The 17,184-nt window shown below is 34.5% G+C and carries 16 protein-coding genes and 1 other RNA gene; 3 read left to right on the forward strand and 14 right to left on the reverse strand.

Going from position 1 to position 17,184, the window contains the following annotated elements:
- Positions 1-135: 135 nt before the first annotated feature.
- From rnpB to K332_RS0105320, 5 genes are all read right to left on the reverse strand, one after another.
- An RNA gene (gene rnpB, locus K332_RS23540) (RNase P RNA component class B) lies at positions 136-514 on the reverse strand.
- Between the two features lie 60 nt (positions 515-574).
- Positions 575-886 carry a cell division regulator GpsB gene (gene gpsB, locus K332_RS0105305; protein WP_026906525.1) on the reverse strand — a complete coding sequence of 104 codons (312 nt, stop codon included), beginning with the start codon at positions 884-886 and terminating at the stop codon, positions 575-577.
- A 154-nt stretch (positions 887-1,040) separates the two neighbouring features.
- Positions 1,041-1,439, reverse strand: coding sequence for a cytidine deaminase (locus K332_RS0105310; RefSeq protein ID WP_026906526.1), 399 nt, complete (start codon positions 1,437-1,439; stop codon positions 1,041-1,043).
- Positions 1,440-1,510: 71 nt separating this feature from the next.
- On the reverse strand, positions 1,511-1,861 hold the full coding sequence (locus K332_RS0105315) for a DUF1798 family protein (protein ID WP_026906527.1): 351 nt from the start codon (positions 1,859-1,861) through the stop codon (positions 1,511-1,513).
- Positions 1,862-1,966: 105 nt separating this feature from the next.
- Positions 1,967-2,173, reverse strand: coding sequence for a hypothetical protein (locus K332_RS0105320; protein WP_026906528.1), 207 nt, complete (start codon positions 2,171-2,173; stop codon positions 1,967-1,969).
- Positions 2,174-2,312: 139 nt separating this feature from the next.
- Here K332_RS0105320 and K332_RS24270 point away from each other — a divergent pair, with 139 nt between their 5' ends.
- The gene (locus K332_RS24270) at positions 2,313-2,414 is read left to right on the forward strand and encodes a spore protein (protein ID WP_211237404.1); all 102 of its coding nucleotides are present in this window, start codon (positions 2,313-2,315) and stop codon (positions 2,412-2,414) included.
- Between the two features lie 67 nt (positions 2,415-2,481).
- Here the strand turns inward: K332_RS24270 and K332_RS0105330 are convergent, their stop codons facing one another.
- Positions 2,482-3,432 (reverse strand): DUF2515 family protein, encoded by a 951-nt coding sequence (locus K332_RS0105330; RefSeq protein ID WP_026906529.1) that lies wholly within the window; start codon positions 3,430-3,432, stop codon positions 2,482-2,484.
- Positions 3,433-3,538: 106 nt separating this feature from the next.
- Between K332_RS0105330 and recU the strand changes: the two genes are divergently transcribed.
- Positions 3,539-4,135 (forward strand): Holliday junction resolvase RecU, encoded by a 597-nt coding sequence (recU, locus tag K332_RS0105335; RefSeq protein WP_026906530.1) that lies wholly within the window; start codon positions 3,539-3,541, stop codon positions 4,133-4,135.
- 88 nt (positions 4,136-4,223) lie between these two features.
- A complete protein-coding gene (locus tag K332_RS21950; protein ID WP_051359355.1) occupies positions 4,224-6,914 on the forward strand; it encodes a PBP1A family penicillin-binding protein in 2,691 nt (896 codons plus the stop codon).
- A 287-nt stretch (positions 6,915-7,201) separates the two neighbouring features.
- On the opposite strand, the gene nth is transcribed toward K332_RS21950, so the two are convergent.
- The 8 genes from nth to K332_RS0105385 form a co-directional block, all read right to left on the reverse strand.
- Positions 7,202-7,864 carry an endonuclease III gene (nth, locus tag K332_RS0105345; RefSeq protein WP_026906531.1) on the reverse strand — a complete coding sequence of 221 codons (663 nt, stop codon included), beginning with the start codon at positions 7,862-7,864 and terminating at the stop codon, positions 7,202-7,204.
- Positions 7,864-8,550, reverse strand: coding sequence for a DnaD domain-containing protein (locus K332_RS0105350; protein ID WP_026906532.1), 687 nt, complete (start codon positions 8,548-8,550; stop codon positions 7,864-7,866). Before K332_RS0105350 ends, nth begins: the two co-directional genes overlap by 1 nt.
- Positions 8,551-8,664: 114 nt before the next feature.
- Positions 8,665-9,957, reverse strand: a complete 1,293-nt coding sequence (gene asnS, locus K332_RS0105355) for an asparagine--tRNA ligase (RefSeq protein WP_026906533.1) — start codon at positions 9,955-9,957, stop codon at positions 8,665-8,667.
- Between the two features lie 46 nt (positions 9,958-10,003).
- Positions 10,004-11,188: a pyridoxal phosphate-dependent aminotransferase gene (locus K332_RS0105360; RefSeq protein WP_026906534.1), complete on the reverse strand. Its 1,185-nt coding sequence runs from the start codon at positions 11,186-11,188 to the stop codon at positions 10,004-10,006.
- A 15-nt stretch (positions 11,189-11,203) separates the two neighbouring features.
- Positions 11,204-11,725, reverse strand: coding sequence for a cell wall elongation regulator TseB-like domain-containing protein (locus tag K332_RS0105365; RefSeq protein WP_026906535.1), 522 nt, complete (start codon positions 11,723-11,725; stop codon positions 11,204-11,206).
- Positions 11,726-12,159: 434 nt separating this feature from the next.
- Entirely contained in the window at positions 12,160-14,940 is a 2,781-nt protein-coding gene (dinG, locus tag K332_RS0105375) for an ATP-dependent DNA helicase DinG (RefSeq protein WP_026906536.1), read from the reverse strand.
- 50 nt (positions 14,941-14,990) lie between these two features.
- On the reverse strand, positions 14,991-15,989 hold the full coding sequence (locus K332_RS0105380) for a biotin--[acetyl-CoA-carboxylase] ligase (RefSeq protein WP_026906537.1): 999 nt from the start codon (positions 15,987-15,989) through the stop codon (positions 14,991-14,993).
- Positions 15,965-17,167, reverse strand: coding sequence for a CCA tRNA nucleotidyltransferase (locus K332_RS0105385; RefSeq protein ID WP_036688163.1), 1,203 nt, complete (start codon positions 17,165-17,167; stop codon positions 15,965-15,967). Before K332_RS0105385 ends, K332_RS0105380 begins: the two co-directional genes overlap by 25 nt.
- Between the last annotated feature and the right edge of the window lie 17 nt (positions 17,168-17,184).

The following is a 17,184-nucleotide window of genomic DNA, read 5'->3' on the forward strand; positions in this document are numbered from 1 at the left end:
ATTCGCTCTGTTCTTTGCGGATGTGTTTGTTTTTCTATACTTGTGGAAAGTTTTAAAGCTTTTCAACAAAATAAAATAACCTTTCTGCATTTAAATACAGAAAGGTTGTTTATTCGTATATTGGACCTCTGAATACTCGATAAGCCATGTTCTGTACCATTGTACTCCAAACGGTGGTCAGCCTCGTACCCAGGTTGTAATCATCTATCTACAGGTAAATTACCTGTCCCTTGTTCGGTTCTAGTTCCCTACTAAAGGATGCCCCTACCATAATTTGGGTTGCTCACTCGCGGGGTTTACCTCGTTCCACCTAAAATGTTTCCATTTTAGCTCCGTCACTGTGGCACTTTCAAGGATAGAATTCCATATCCAAAAAGGACTTAGGAACTTCACCTGCCGTTAGCCCTTAAGACTACCTTGACTTATGAATTCGTCAAGCACGAACACTACAAACATCTCAGTCTGTGTGAGCATGGACTTTCCTCTGCAGTGTATGCAGCGATTACATGAGTATTCAATTCCTAACATCCATTATAACATAACTAGTCTAAATTTACATTGTAAAATATTAGTATTATGAATCTGCATTTGCATATTTACTTCCAAATACAGCCTTTTCTAAATTAGAGAGCCGCTTCAATACGTCATAATTAACCTGTTGTGGCATTGGATTAGAAGATCTTGTTCTTCCTTGGCTCTCGCTTGACTTTTTAAGTTTTGCAATCTCTTGCTTTAAGCGATCAATTTCTTGGCCAAATGCCTCATAGTCTTGAATGACAATATCTAAAAATTCATCAACTTCTTCTTGATTATACCCTCTCATTGCCGTTTTAAAATCTTTTTCAAGAATCTCTTTACTACCTAATTGAATTCGATTATTCATCATTTTCTTCACCCCATATAATTCTATTTCATTTTATTTTCTTGATGTCCTAAGTTTAATATGAAACAAGTTAATTTACTATATGTACATCATCCATTTTTTATTATAGCAAAAAAGTAAGGAGCTGGACAATCCGCTCCTTACTTATTATTATCACTTATTTTTCCATATCCGATTTTTGAAATGAAAATGGGAGTAATTCTTCCATTCTAACTGTCATTGTATTGTCATTTAAATTTGTTAAATGTATATTCATTTTAGAATCAAAAAACTCACTCATTACTTGGCGACAAGACCCACATGGTGGAACAGGACGTTCTGTATCTGCAACGACAGCTAGTTCTATAAATTCTGTTTCACCTTCTGAAATTGCTTTAAAAATTGCTACCCTTTCCGCACATAATGATACAGGGTATGCCGCATTCTCAATGTTGCAACCTGTATATATTTTCCCTGACTTCGTTAATAACGCAGCACCTACTTTAAATTTTGAATATGGAACATAAGCTTGTTCTCTTATTTCGATTGCTTTATTAATGAGCTCCTGATTAGACATAAGCCTTTCCCCCTATCGATGTTTGGAAGCAAATTATATTAAAAATAGTCAGAATTGTAAAGCTTGAACACTTATTCTAAAGCTCTTATTAATTGATCAAAAACATATTGAACAGATTGATTTAATTCCATATAGCGCCTTCTTCTAACATCAATATAATAACTATGCATTAGTAGTAGTTCCATATTTTCTCTGGTAGAAACAATTTGATTCGGATGTACACTTATCTTACTCTCTTTTATTATCTTTAATGCAAGTTCTTCCCATTTTGAAAGTAACTCATAGATTGGCGAAGTTTTTTCCTTTACCATTTCGAAATATTCTTTATCACGACGATCCTCTGGGGGATTATTTTGCTCAAAACGGTCTTTAAGTTGTTGCAAATATTCTTTTAATTGATTTGTATATTCAATAAGTAACATCGTAACGCCTCTATTCATCCTATATATAGTTATATATTATCATGTTAAGATGATTTAGGCATTTATTCACACTTATACTATAGTACCCCAAATACATTAGGGAATTTAATCATTTAAGGTATTAATTGTTTCAACTAGTTGCTGGATTTCTCTATTTTGTTTTCTATATAGTTCTTGAATATAGTTATCTACTTTTATAGTTAGTTTTTGTTCGGCAATACGTGCGATATCATTGAGTTTGTATAGAGCTTCTTCAAAATCTTTACGATATACTCCATGACTATCTTTTTCCTTCAATAATGCAAGTCCCATAATAACTCACCCCAATTAAGTAATGTTATTCTATATTTCTTCATACAAAGTTATATGTCCTTCATGTTCGACAAAACTAGTGTTTAAACTCATTATTTTTCAAGTTTTAGACAAACTAAAAGTAAAGGAGGTCTACAAGATGAAAGACAAACAGAAGAACAAACAAAAAGAAGTATTAAATGGTAAAACTCTTAAAGATGGAGATAAGAAATTAAACGGTCCAAACCGACCTTCTACTTGAGTAAAAAGGATGCCATAGGTAAAGTTTCCCTCCTGGCATCCTTTTTTATTTTTTAATAGTAAATATTCTAGTGTAAGATACTTTTCACATGATGATACGCATATAAAAGGTTACGCTTACGATAAAATGATTCCCCTATTTCCTTTACTTCACCATCAAATGGATAAAACCACTGCTTCTTCATACCCCCGAATTTATACCAATCTAAACGAATAGTATCTTGATGGTCTATTATTGGATAGACCGTCCGTAACATTGGACCTTTAGGGAAATCAATGGGTAATATTTTTTCATAATCTTTTCTAGAACCCGTATGTTCTACCTTAAGAATAAATTCCATTAAGGTTGGGTATATATCAGAGTGGAATATTTGCTTAGCGAGATTTTTACCTAATGTTATGCGATTTGTTATATTCGTGAATCCGTGTACAAAGGAACCATATAACCTTCCTGTACTAGTGGGAAGAAGAACAGCGTTTAACATCAAACTATTTTGTATTAAGTATGAGAAACTAAAAAATACTTTCTTCTTAAAATATGGTTGTGAAATGACAGGACGCTGGATTACATTTTGTTCATTAATAATTAATGCAATCATAAGTCGCTCCCTATCTTTTGATTTAATAAAAATCTCCCATTCTTTCTTCATAAAAGCTGAGACATGGAATTTATCTAATAAATCAAGCAAAAGCACACCATTATTAAGATATAATTCATAAAGTAATAATTGTGGATATGCGTCAGAAAAAATAAGCCAATTAGCTCGTTCGTATAACATAAATAACTGTCTACGTTCAATATCACTAAGCAGTTTTTTATAAGAAGGTAAATATAAGTCTGTCATATTCCAACCAGCATTGCGAGAAACAATACTTGCGACTATTGCCCACTTAATTTCTGGGTACTTCATAAAAAAATGTTGGTAAGCTTTCGTTCTAGAAATGTTATCAATATTATACTTCCTAGTTTTATTTATTATATAATAGAGATAGTCCTGTTCTTGCCAGTTTATATTCATAAAGAATTCCTACCTTACATTTGTGATTATTTTATAATTTTTACCTTTAAAGTAACACTGTAGGCGTTTTTTCTGATATGATACTGATTATGCTAGGAGGCATTGTATGAATTATCCTAACGGAAAACGGTCGCTGACTATCAACAATAAGCTGACAAATCAATCTTTTTCAAATCGTGGTATGACCTTAGAGGAAGATATTAACCAGACGAACCAGTATTACTTAGATACAGATCATGCTCTTATTCACAAAAAACCAACACCGATTCAAATTGTAAAAGTAAATTACCCAAAGCGAAGTGCTGCTGTTATAACGGAAGCATATTTCAAACAAGCTTCCACCACTGATTATAATGGACTCTATCGTAATCGGTATATAGACTTTGAGGCTAAGGAAACAAAGAATAAAACATCCTTTCCTTTAGCCAACATTCATGAGCACCAGATAACTCATATGGAAGCTGTCATAAAACATGGTGGTATTTGCTTTATGATTATCCGATTTGCTATTCATAATGAGACATATTATGTGGAAGCGGAAAAATTGTTTCCCTATTGGTATGAAAAGGCAGCGGATGGTAGAAAATCAATACCATACGATCATATTAAGCAAATAGGATATTTAATACCTTTTAAATATCAAACTAGAGTAGACTATCTATCCATTATTGATCAACTTTATTTTAAGCAGGAAGAAAAGTAGAACAAATACTTTTACCTGCATGGAACTAGGAAATACGGATAAAATTCATTCCGTAAGCCAAGTTTACTAAGATTGGAGGTAGTGAGAAATGGCAGAAAATCGCCAAACTCGCACTGCGCGAAGAAAACAAAAAAAATCAAAAAAGAAACCTATGTGGAAAAAAATATTTTTAGGCCTAGTATTATTTTTACTTGTTATCGGTTTAGGAGTAGCTGGACTATTCACCTATTATATTGCCACGGCTCCAGATATTGATGCATCCTTATTATCCGATCCTTACTCTTCAAAATTTTATGATATAGATGGAGATATTTTTGCTGACCTTGGTGATGCAAAACGGACAAAGATTGAATACGGAGATCTTCCTGATGTGTTAATTGATGCAGTTATCGCGACCGAAGATGCAAGGTTTTTCAAACATCCAGGAATTGATATAAGACGCATCGGCGGAGCTATAATTGGTAATATTCGGAACGGTTTTGGCTCTGAAGGAGCAAGTACCATTACCCAGCAGTTAGTAGAAAAATCCTTCCTAACTAATGAAAAGAAAATGAAGGTAAAGGTTCAAGAACAATGGCTCGCGCTTCAATTAGAGAGGGATTATTCGAAAGAACAAATCTTAGAGATGTACCTAAATAAAATTTATTACGGTGCAGGTGCACACGGTGTTGCTAAGGCAGCAGAAACGTATTTTGGGAAAACTGATTTACATGATCTAACATTGCCAGAGGCCGCAATCTTAGCGGGATTACCACAACGTCCATCTGCTTATGATCCGTTTAAAAACCCGGATTTAACAAAGGGTAGAATGGAAACTGTTTTAAAATTAATGGTTCGTCATGATAAAATAACCCAAGAACAAGCGGATGAAGCTCTGAAAGTTGATATTACTTCATTACTAGTAGAAGATCGTCCTGAATCAACTCCATATGATGCGTTCATACAACAAGTTGAGAAAGAAGTAGAAGCCAAATTAGATGGTGCAGACATTTATTCGGATGGGTTGAAGATCTACACTACCTTAGATAAGAACGCACAAGATTATGTCGAGCTTTTATTGTCTGACTCAGAAAATAATCCGGTTAATTTCCCTAACGAAGATTTACATGCTGGACTTGTTGTTCTTGATACCAAATCTGGTGCAATAAGGGCTATTGGTGGAGATAGAAACTATCAAAATGGATGGAATTATGCTATTCAGGGTGGTAGCCAAGCTGGATCAGCGTTTAAACCAATTGTTGCTTATGGCCCAGCTATTGAATACAATAAAATGTCCACTTATCATCAAATAAATGATGATAAACCATTTGAAATCGCTGGTACTGATCAAGCAGTCCGTAATTGGAATAGAAAATATCAAGGTTGGATGACTTCCCGATATGCACTTCAAGAATCACTTAACGTACCAGCAGTTAAAACATTATTAGAAGTTGGTTATGAAAACTCACAGAAATTTGCAAACAACTTAGGTATTGAGTTTGCTAATGGGAAACCAGAGTTAACGGATGCAATTGGTGGTCACGAAACAAACGTAAACCCACTCCAACTTGCTAGTGCGTATCAACCTTTTGGAAATGAAGGAATGCGTTATGAAGCATATTCAGTTACAAAAGTGGAATTTCCAGACGGTCGGACAGTCGATCTTACACCACAACCAGAGTCTGCAATGTCGGATTATACAGCCTATATGATGTCGGACATGTTAAAAACCGCATTATCACAAGGTTCTTCTGGTGGCCCAGCTCGAATTTCTGGTTTACCTGTTGCAGCAAAAACAGGAACAACTAACTTGAAAGATGTCGAAGGTTCGAAAGACTCATGGATTGCTGGATATACGACAAATTATACAACTGCGATTTGGGTCGGTTATGATGAAGGCAAGCGAACAATGAATGATGAAAAATATATGGCCCATTCTCTCTTTAAGCAGCTTATGACCAAATTACATGAGGGAATTGAAACTCCCGATTTTAAAAGACCTGATACTGTAGTGGAAGTAGCGGTAGAAAAAGGTTCCAATCCTGCGGCCTTGCCGAGTGAATTTACTCCTAAGTCTGAAATCGTAACGGAACTATTTGTAAAAGGTACAGAACCAACAAAGACATCGGAGAAATACGATAAAATAGATCCAGTAAAAGACTTAAAAGCTAAATATAATAAGGAAAATAAATCAATACTCGTAAATTGGAAGTATGATTCCGAAGATGATGTTAATTTCGAAGTTTCCTCTAGTGTCGATGGTGGTCAAATGCAAGTCCTCTCTTCTACTGCTGATAAGGAAATGGAGATTACGGAAGTATCACCTGGATCTGAATATACTATTCAGGTAGTTGTTATTAGCAACGAGGATGAGGAAAATCGTAGTGAACCACAAACAGTTTCCATTAAGGTAGATGAGGAAGAAGAGGAAGAAGAAAATTCTCCTATCAACCCTGTTGATGGTTTGACTGCTGTATTTGACCAGAATAAGTCTATCATTGATGTTTCATGGGATTATAATGGACCTCCTGCTTCTTTTGAAGTTGTCGTTGAAGGTCCACAAGGTGGTACACAACATGTTCAATCTAAAGGTATTGAAATTAATGGTAACTTTGAAGCTGGGCAAGTATATACCATCCATGTAACGGCTGTTGGCCAACAAGGTGGTAATGAAGGTTCTCGCTCAGAAACGAGAAGTACCTCAGTTGAAATACCCGGAGTAGTAAGTACTGAACCAGATCCGGGAGATGAGGAAGAATCAACTGATCCTGGTATACCAGGAGATGAAGAAGAAGAATAAATCTATAAAAAAAAGAAATCCGAACTATATTTCAAAATAATCTTTTGAATTAGTTCGGATTTTTTATTTTGACTTGTGAATATACTTGATAGTTAATTATAAACAGTGCGGTAACTAATTGTAGCGCATCATACCAGCTCCGTGTATTTCCGGAGCTGGTTAAGTGGAACAGAAATTATTGAAATCAATTTGTTGAAAATACATTTCAAAACAATACTCAAAAAAGAAAACCAATACAAGCGTAGGCAGAATACGGAGACTCCTCGTTACCGCACATTTTCTATCGACTACGCATTTACTGTTTCTTGTTTTTTCATACGTTTCTGTCCTTCCCTACATACTTCAAGTAGTGGGCATTCTGGGCAATTTGGATTTCGCGCTTTACAATGATAACGTCCAAAAAAGATTAACCGATGGTGTGTAACACTCCACTCTTCCCTTGGAACTTTTCGCATTAAGGTTTCTTCCACTTCAACAACAGAATCTTTCCATCGACAAATCCCAAGTCTTTTCGATACACGTTCCACATGTGTATCAACTGCAATAGCGGGTTCACCAAAAGCAACTGAAGCAACAACATTTGCCGTCTTTCTTCCCACCCCAGCTAATTTTACTAATTCCTCTTTAGAGCTCGGTACATCTCCATTGTACTCGTCAATAAGTACCCTACATAGTTTTTGAATGTTTTTAGCTTTATTCCGGTATAATCCGATTGACTTGATATCATATTGGAGTTCTTCAAGGCTAACTGCTAAATAATCTTCTGGAGTCTTATATTTTTTAAACAAGTCCTTTGTAACTTTATTTACTAATGCATCAGTACATTGTGCAGATAATAAAACTGCAATGACAAGTTCAAATGGATTATCATGAACTAATTCACAATCTGCATCAGGAAACATCTCCCCAATTTCATCAAGACAAAATCTAATTTGTTTCTTATTTAACATTAGTCCTCTCCCTCTAGCCAATTATAATAAAATGATGTATCTCTCTTTTTATTAGTATTGCTTATTTGTTTAGTTGCCTGATTATCATGAAATCTCTTGGAAGCAAGCCGAGCTTGTTCAACAGTATGAATCCCCTTCTTCTTCCATTCTCTTAATATGCGGTCCATATATTTAAAATTTAATTTGGCCATCAATACTGATTCACGGAGTGCAGCTTTTATTAATGCTGGAGAAATTTGATCTTCGTCTAGCCATACATTTACCGTTTCAATCTCAAAAGGTGATAATGGTCTTCCAAATTCCTGTTCAAACAAAATAAATAGTGTACCATCTTCTGTTTCTTTTCTTATTTCTACAACTGGTTGAAAAAGTTTCTCCCATAATGGTTCAAGCGAATACGCTTCACTTAATTGATGTTGGCTATTTTCTGTCCTTTCAATTTTTAACAGGTTTTTTTGAATTAACTTTCTAAGAATTACAGAACATTCTTTCTCATCAATTGTTAGGACAGCAGTTAGCTCTTCCAACGTTGGAAAACTATTGCCCTTGGAAATCGAACGATGTATCAGTATTACTGTCATTAATTCTATTTCATTAAGACCAAGAGATTTATAGGAAATTAATAATTCATTGGGTATAATTATTTGATTGTATAAAACATCTTGAAATGATAGTTGTTTTTTCATATTGTGTGCACCTCCTATCTAGTATAGCATGATTACGACTTATTTCTATTATATTCGACTATATAATAAGGCTGTCTCAATATATATTATGAGACAGCCTTAAATCAATTCTTATTATGGATATAAACGATTTAACAATCTTGGGAATGGGATGGTTTCCCGAACGTGTTCAACACCAGATATCCACGCTACTGTACGTTCTAGGCCAAGACCAAAACCGGAGTGTGGAACACTTCCATATTGACTTAGTTCTAGATACCACTTATAAGCAGGTCCAGTAAGCCCATGTTCTTCATAGCGTTGTTTCATTAAATCTAAGTCATCAATTCTTTGTGATCCACCTATAATCTCACCATAACCTTCAGGTGCAATTAAATCTGCACAAAGAACAACATCATCTCTGTTTGGATCTGGCTTCATGTAGAATGCTTTAATGTCTTTAGGCCAGTTGGTAATAAATACTGGCATATCAAAGTCTTCAGCAATTGCAGTTTCATGTGGAGCACCAAAGTCCTCGCCCCATTCGATATCTGTAAATCCTTTTTCTTTTAATAAGGCAATCGCATCATCATAAGAAATTCTCGGGAATGGTGCTTTTACTTTTTCAAGTTTAGCAGTATCCCTATCCAATACACCAAGCTCTAGCTTACAATTTTTAAGTACCGATTGAACAACATGACTTACATAATTCTCTTGTATTTCTAAGCTTTCTGCATGTTCTACAAATGCCATTTCCGGTTCAATCATCCAAAACTCAATTAAATGTCTTCGTGTTTTAGATTTTTCAGCACGGAACGTTGGACCAAATGAAAATACTTTACCAAACGCCATCGCTGCCGCTTCCATATATAATTGTCCACTTTGTGATAGATATGCATCTTCATCGAAATACTTTGTATGGAAAAGTTCTGTTGTCCCCTCTGCAGATGATCCTGTTAAAATAGGTGGGTCAATTTTCACGTATCCATTGTCATTGAAGAACTCGTATGTTGCACGGATAATTTCATTTCTAATTTTCATAACCGCATGCTGTTTCTTAGAACGCAACCATAGATGACGATGATCCATTAAAAATTCTGTTCCGTGATCTTTAGGAGTGATTGGATAATCAACCGCTTCATGAATTAGTTCAATACTTTCTACTTGCATTTCAAAACCAAATGGTGAGCGTGAATCTTCTACAATAGTACCTGTAACATACACTGAAGATTCCTGAGACATATTTTTTGCTAATTGGAATGTCTCTTCACTAACCTCACTCTTCACTACTACTCCTTGTATAAAGCCTGTTCCATCCCGTAATTGTAAAAAGGCAATTTTTCCACTTGAACGTTTATTTGCGAGCCATGCTCCGATAGTTACTTTTTCACCTAAAGACTTAGGTACTTGTGCAATTGTTGTTTTCAACGATATAACCTCCATTAGTAAATAATTTACTTCGTTAGTACAATTTCTATTTCGTATTATTTTCTACAAAGCGAAGGATACGGCTAGCAGCTTCAACTAATTGTTCTTTTGAAATAGCGTAGGACAAACGAATATAATCAGGTGTTCCAAAGCCAGAACCCGGAACAACTGCAACCTTTTCTTCTTCCAATAATGCTTGAACCCAATCATCAACAGAATTAAAGCCATTAAGGCTAGCAGTTTCTTTTACATTTGGAAACAGATAAAAAGCTCCCTGTGGCTTCTTACATGTTACACCTGGTATCTTAACGATTAAATCATATAATGCATTTAGTCTTTCTGCAAATACTTTGCGCATTTCCACAGTTGGATCAGTTTCAGCCTGGTATGCGGCAAGTGCTGCATATTGTGCAATTGAAGTTGGATTCGATGTTGAATGAGACGCTAAATTTGTCATTGCTTTTATAATGTTTAGTGGTCCTGCAGCATAACCAATTCTCCAACCAGTCATCGCATGTGACTTGGATACTCCATTTATCAAAACGGTCTGAGCTTTTAGCTCAGCAGATAGTTGCGCTACGGAAAAATGTTTTTCATCTGTATAAATCAGTTTTTCATAAATTTCATCTGAAATAATTAAAATGTTGTGTTCTAAACAAACTTCTCCTAAAGCGCTAAGTTCTTTTTCACTATACATCATTCCAGTTGGGTTACTAGGTGAGTTAATTATTACTGCTTTTGTCCTTTCTGTAATCGCTAATTTAAGCTCTTCTGACGAAATTTTAAAATCATTCTCTTCTTTACCTTCTACATAAATTGGCTTACCACCAGCAAGTTTAATTTGCTCAGGATAACTAACCCAATAAGGCGTTGGTACAATTACCTCGTCATCTTCATTTAAAATAACTTGAAATAGTGTATATAAAGCATGTTTGGCACCAGAAGTGACGATAATCTGATTCATATCATAGGAAAGACTATTATCAGTCATCAACTTATCAATTATAGCTTGCTTCAGCTCATTAATACCACCAGCTGGGGTATATTTTGTCCTACCCTGTTCCATCGCATTTTTTGCAGCTTGCAAAATATAATCTGGAGTATTAAAATCAGGTTCTCCTGCCCCCAGACCAATCACGTCATAACCTTTAAGTTTCAATTCCTTCGCTTTAGCAGTAATTGCTAAGGTGGTAGAAGGAGTCAATGTTTTTACCCTATTTGCAATCTCCATTTACAATTCCCTCACTTAATCAAACATTTTTATAAAGCGAAATTCCTCATATTTGATACCATCAAATATGGAAACATAATTTAAAACATAACGATTTGCTTCGTCATAATAAGTAATTTCCCATAGGGCATTACCCTTAATAATAGCAGGGACAATATCAACTAGCTCACAATTCACACATTCATCCATCCAATTTGCTAATACAGTATCATATGGTAAAATCTCATTTTGATTAACAATAGTTAGTTTCTCTTCATCACCTTCTGGTACAAAAACAATCAGACCTTCATCCGCCTTTGTTTTACCAATAACAACATGATAGAGAGCTTCATCTTGATACCTTAATGTCTCCTCAATATCAACTAAATCAGTTTCTTCTAAAACCCGTTGTTCTGCATTGGAGAAACCATTTGTTTTACTTTTTTGAATATCTGAATATAAAAAGACTAAATAGATAAAAATCGCAATAAGAATAAGAATTATCCCAAGTAAAATCCATTTTGCTAAGGACGGTAATCGAAAATCTCTCCTATGCATGGTAATGTGTTGGAATACTACCAACTTCTTTCTTTATTTTGAAATTGCAATTATGTATTAATCGTAAAACACCTTGTATTACCATACTTTTACCCTCCATTTTTCTATACATGACAAATTACTTCTATTCTTATCAATTATTGCTAAACATACTTACCATATTCGCTGTCTATACTAAGTTTACGTTGAACTTAAATAAGATGAAACACCTACATTATACCAAGCAAATCTTGATTTTTGTTTTGTTTTTATTTATTTCAACCAAATAATTCTAAACACCATACCATCTTACTTAACTGATGCTTCTGCATCAGTTCTTTTTTTGTAAGTCATGACCATGGACCGAATACAACACTTCACTTTTCCGTGCATTCGGTCCACCATGTGCAAAGTATGACGTTAAATTACACTTATATAAAAAGAGCCAATAGTATTTAAAACCATTCTTTCGCTTTATCCATTAGTTTCGTTGTTGTGTCAAAAGCTATTGGTACTTTCGGTATGGATTCAGTGAAATATTTTCCATATGATGATTTTATAATTCGTGCATCACATATAAAAACGATACCTCTATCATTTGTGGAACGAATAAGTCTCCCAAATCCTTGCTTAAAACGAATAACAGCATTCGGTAATGCAAGATCGTAAAAAGCATTTCCACCATTAGTTTTCATATCCGTTGCTTTTGCCTCATAAACAGGATGATTCGGTGGTTGGAAAGGGAGTCTTACAATCATCAAACAGGATAAATCATCACCAGGAATATCGACACCTTCCCAAAAGGAACTGGTGCCAAGAAGGATCGACTGATCGAACGTTTGAAAATTCTTTTTTAACCTTTCCCTACTACCGCTTGATATACCTTGTGCAATGAGCACAAATTTATCATTTTCCATTATTTCTTTTAGTAAATAATATGATTTTTTTAGCATATCATAGGATGTGAATAACACCAACATCCTTCCATTCGTTATTTCAGCAAGAGATAATATGGACTCACATGTTGCTGCAATAAAATCATCCGTATTTCCATAGTTAATATCAGGGAAGTCACTCGGTACTAAGACCCTCACCTGTTCAAGGTAAGAGAAAGGTGATGGTATCTTTTTCGTAGATAACCTTTCATTTGGTATACCAACTCTTTTTTGGATAAAATTAAAAGAATTCTTCATTGTAAGTGTTGCACTTGTTAAAATGACACTTTCTTTCACATCAAAAAAGTTCTTTTGTAGAATCGATGACACATTTACAGGCTCACTATACAAGTAAACTGCATTTTTGGCCCCGTATGCTTCAATCTCAATCCACTTTACCTCTTCGGAATCATTATCCATTAAAAATAGCTGCTCTAATCCATCTATAAACGACTGCAATATCTCAATACGCAGTTCTGCCTCATCTTTTGCATCCTTATCCAATAAATACCCGCTTATTAAGGTTAATGAATGGATCATATCACGAATATACAAAATTTGCCTTGTTGCCATTTCTTTTATTAGATTCCAGCTCTTTGCAACTTCTTTCTTTTCCTCGAATCGGTACTGAATTCGCCCAACATCACTAAGAACCTTCTGTATACCACTTTTATTTAATACATACTGAAAAATTGTCCGAAACAAATCATCTAATTCATATTTCGATAATGTTAGTAGGTCATTCCAGCGTTGTTTCATGCTGGTTTCTTCTATTGTAGAATCAAATTTCAAGCTATCCAACCATTTTCCTTCTCCAAAAGCACCAATTTGATTGAATAAATGTTGCATATTCACATAATCTAATTTTAATCCATAGTGCTTAGAAGCTGTTTCCTCTAAATGATGCGCCTCGTCAATAATCGCCTTTTCATAACTTGGCAAAAATTGATAATCATTAAAGATATCTGTGCATAAAAGTGCATGATTCGTAATGATTATGTCAGCTAATTGTGCATTTCTTCTGGCCTTTTGATAATACGAGTATTTGAACCATGGAGACGAAGGATCTGCTTGTCCCTCTGTGTCTGCTGATACTCTTTTATAGAAAATTTGTCCATGAGATGGTAAATGTAATTCATCGATATCACCTGTCTCTGTTTCTAATAGCCATACAAGCATCATAGCTTTTGTCAGTGCAGTATCATAATTATCATTTTGCCCCGCATATAGTTCATTTGCAAACTTTTCAATACTAATATAATGCTGTTTTCCCTTTAGTAAGGCAACCTTAAATGGAACCGTAACAAGATTCTGTATTAAGGGAATTTCTTCTTCCAGTAATTGTGACTGTAACTGTGTTGTATACGTGCTAATTACAAGTTTTTTATTCGATTTAACCGCTTCATAAATGCTTGGAATTAGATACGCTAAAGACTTTCCAGTACCTGTTTCTGCTTCGATTAGAGCGTGTTTGTTTGCTTGAAAAGAATCGAATATTTCCTCTGACATGATCCTTTGACCATTTCTCTTTTCATAATTCGTCATATTGGACTCCATTGTTCCATTTTCTTCATAAATAGAATCCAAGTATTCACCAAATGAAGATGTAAGAGTAACAGTCTCTCGTTTTTTTGGTGAAACATTCCGAAAGGCCAATCCTTTATAACTTGTAAATTCTGAATCAGCTACCGAAAACGCTAATACATCTAACTGATGATTTAATAACTCAAACAAATCTGATTTTAACATTTTTTCAACTTTTATAAGTTGTTCGATTGTCTCAAAAGGTAAAGCAGCAATTTTATCTTTTAGCTTTAAAAATAGTTTAGCTGTGACAAAAGCATCGGATAGTGCCCTATGTGGGTTTTTATGTTCAATATGAAGATATTCTGCTAATATACCTAATTTATAACCTGGAGCATGCGGATATAAGATCCTAGTAAGTTCTACCGTATCGAGTACTAGATTGTTCAACCTAGGCATTCCAATTGCAGATAACTCTTTATTTAAAAAACCTAAATCAAATGGTACATTATGTGCAATTAAATAACTATTATCAAGTAACTTAACAATCTCTTCTGCTACTTCAGAAAAAAGTGGTGCATCTGCTACATCCTCATCTTTAATACCAGTTAATTTTGTAATAAACGGTGGTATAGACTTGCCTGGATACATCATTGTGGAAAATTCATCAACAATTTCATTATTTTCAATCACAACCATACCCACTTCGATAATTTTATCTTGGCTTGTGCTTGAGTTCCCTGTTGTTTCTAAATCCAAGACAACAAATCGATTCATTTCATCACCACCCTTGCCTCACATTAATTATGTTGATTGTAAAAATAACATTACTTACTATTTTCATTATTATAGAACCAATCAATCTCACCTGAATAAATTCTTTTGACTTCCCCATCATTATATTTAGCAAGTAGTGCACCATCATCCGCAATACCCATTAATATGGCATCTTGTACAGTTTGGAAAGTTTTTATTTTAGTTCTCTCACCTAATCGATAACCATAGCTTTCCCATCTTTCTTTAATAATGGGAAAACCATGATTACAATATTCTTCGTAAGTCTTTTCAAATGTAATAAGTATGTCCTGGATTAAATTCGTGACATCTAGAATTCTTCCAGTTTGAATCATTAAGGATGTTGCCTTTGATTGTATATCATCTGGAATTTCTTCTAACTTTTGATTGACATTCATTCCAATCCCGATGACGATATATTGGATACGATCCTGTTCTGCTTGCATTTCTGTTAATATACCTGAAACCTTTTTATCTTGTATGATAATGTCATTTGGCCATTTAATTTTTGTATCTAAATCTAGATTATTTTTTATAACATCAGCTAATACTGTAGCTGTAAGGAGGGTCAACTGTGGTGCTAAATATGGTAAGATTGTCGGTCTTAATATAATACTTAACCAAATACCTTTGTTTTTAGCACTATACCACTCTCTATTTAATCTTCCTCTTCCAGCAGTTTGTTCATCAGCAATAACAACTGTGCCATGTGGGGCATTGTTCATTGCTAATTGATGAGCAATAACTTGTGTCGAGCTTGTAGTTTCTTTATGTATGATTGATTTTCCAAGCCACTTCGTTTCTAGTCCCCATTGTACAGTATTTTCACTAACCTTACCTGGAGATTGTATAATTCGATATCCTTTATTACGCTTTGCCTCGATAACATAGCCATCTTTTTCTAATTCCTTCATATGCTTCCAAATAGCACTCCTGGAAATTTTCAGTTGTTCAGAAATCTCCTGTCCTGAAATAAAGTTATCGTCATTAGTTGATAAAACTTGTATTATTTTACTACGGGTGGATTCCATTTTATCCAGTCCTTTAAAATTGTTTTCTTGTTTTCAATGTTCCCTTGAATTACTAGCTCTTCCATTTTTATTAAAAGTTCTTGAATCCACGGGCCTTTTTTCTTATCGGGAAATAGTTTTATTATATCATTTCCATCAATATCTAGGTCCTTTTTAGACAAAATGACTAGATTTTTTCTAAGTTTTATTAATTCTTCCTCTTTAACTTTTTGAGAAAATAGAATTTCAGTAATACGAGAAAAGGCCATATAAAAGTCTGGTAAAAGTTTATAAGCTAGCATGTTATTTAACCCGTTAATGGTATAATAAGTAATTGCTTCATTTAATTGTATAGCTTCATTTAATACTCTGTTCGAGCATTTCCATCCTTTAGAAATTGTTCGAACATCCATTTTAGGTTCTGTTCGATGTATAAGACAAATTACTTCCGACAAAGTATGGACTGGTCGGATTGTTTCACTTAATTTTTTTAGAACTTGATAGTCTTTTAACACAGGCAGATGCTTCTCAATTCTTAGGTCTGTCAAATATATTAATCCTGCTTTAACGTAATTTCCAGCAAATAGTTTTTGTAATTCTGCAGTTATCCTTTCTACAGCTAACCCTTCAACAGCAGGTTTAACATCCCGAATTGCGCTAAGTGTATCATTTTCTATCTTGAAACCTAATTGACTCGAAAAACGAATTGCACGTAAAATTCGTAATGGGTCTTCTTTTAAGCGATCCATTCCATCTCCAACTGTTCGCAGTAGTCCATTTTGTAAATCCTCTTGACCATGAAATAAATCAATAATCTTACCGTACTTATCCATTGCTAAGGCATTCACCGTAAAGTCTCGTCGTGCCAAGTCCTGATCAATTTTATCAATAAACTGAACAGAGTCAGGATGTCTACCATCTGAGTAATCACTTTCAACTCGAAATGTGGTTACTTCATAGGAAACTTTATTATGTCTGACAATTACAGTCCCATGTTCAATCCCAACAGGTATTACTTGGTCAAAGATTGTTTGAATTTTATCCGGAGTCGCAGAAGTGGTAATATCAATATCGCCAATAGACCGTTTTAACAATAAGTCTCGAACACAGCCTCCTACAAAATAGGCCTGATGACCCGCTTGTTCTATTTTTTCAATAATATAAAGTGCATCTTGAAAAGGCTTTGTAAATTGGCACATAGCCACACCTCAGGTCT

This window comes from Paucisalibacillus globulus DSM 18846 (genome assembly GCF_000482485.1).
Classification (GTDB): Bacteria; Bacillota; Bacilli; order Bacillales; family Amphibacillaceae; genus Ornithinibacillus; species Ornithinibacillus globulus.

What these genes read in the sequence shown, in the direction of transcription:
- K332_RS0105385 (WP_036688163.1), bottom strand. Translation starts at nt 17,167, where the DNA reads ATGTGCCAATTTACAAAGCCTTTTCAAGATGCACTTTATATTATTGAA.
- nth (WP_026906531.1), bottom strand. Translation starts at nt 7,864, where the DNA reads ATGTTAAATAAGAAACAAATTAGATTTTGTCTTGATGAAATTGGGGAG.
- K332_RS0105320 (WP_026906528.1), bottom strand. Translation starts at nt 2,173, where the DNA reads ATGGGACTTGCATTATTGAAGGAAAAAGATAGTCATGGAGTATATCGT.
- gpsB (WP_026906525.1), bottom strand. Translation starts at nt 886, where the DNA reads ATGATGAATAATCGAATTCAATTAGGTAGTAAAGAGATTCTTGAAAAA.
- K332_RS0105315 (WP_026906527.1), bottom strand. Translation starts at nt 1,861, where the DNA reads ATGTTACTTATTGAATATACAAATCAATTAAAAGAATATTTGCAACAA.
- K332_RS21950 (WP_051359355.1), top strand. Translation starts at nt 4,224, where the DNA reads ATGGCAGAAAATCGCCAAACTCGCACTGCGCGAAGAAAACAAAAAAAA.
- K332_RS0105380 (WP_026906537.1), bottom strand. Translation starts at nt 15,989, where the DNA reads ATGGAATCCACCCGTAGTAAAATAATACAAGTTTTATCAACTAATGAC.
- K332_RS0105365 (WP_026906535.1), bottom strand. Translation starts at nt 11,725, where the DNA reads ATGCATAGGAGAGATTTTCGATTACCGTCCTTAGCAAAATGGATTTTA.
- K332_RS0105360 (WP_026906534.1), bottom strand. Translation starts at nt 11,188, where the DNA reads ATGGAGATTGCAAATAGGGTAAAAACATTGACTCCTTCTACCACCTTA.
- K332_RS0105330 (WP_026906529.1), bottom strand. Translation starts at nt 3,432, where the DNA reads ATGAATATAAACTGGCAAGAACAGGACTATCTCTATTATATAATAAAT.
- dinG (WP_026906536.1), bottom strand. Translation starts at nt 14,940, where the DNA reads ATGAATCGATTTGTTGTCTTGGATTTAGAAACAACAGGGAACTCAAGC.
- K332_RS0105350 (WP_026906532.1), bottom strand. Translation starts at nt 8,550, where the DNA reads ATGAAAAAACAACTATCATTTCAAGATGTTTTATACAATCAAATAATT.
- K332_RS0105310 (WP_026906526.1), bottom strand. Translation starts at nt 1,439, where the DNA reads ATGTCTAATCAGGAGCTCATTAATAAAGCAATCGAAATAAGAGAACAA.
- K332_RS24270 (WP_211237404.1), top strand. Translation starts at nt 2,313, where the DNA reads ATGAAAGACAAACAGAAGAACAAACAAAAAGAAGTATTAAATGGTAAA.
- recU (WP_026906530.1), top strand. Translation starts at nt 3,539, where the DNA reads ATGAATTATCCTAACGGAAAACGGTCGCTGACTATCAACAATAAGCTG.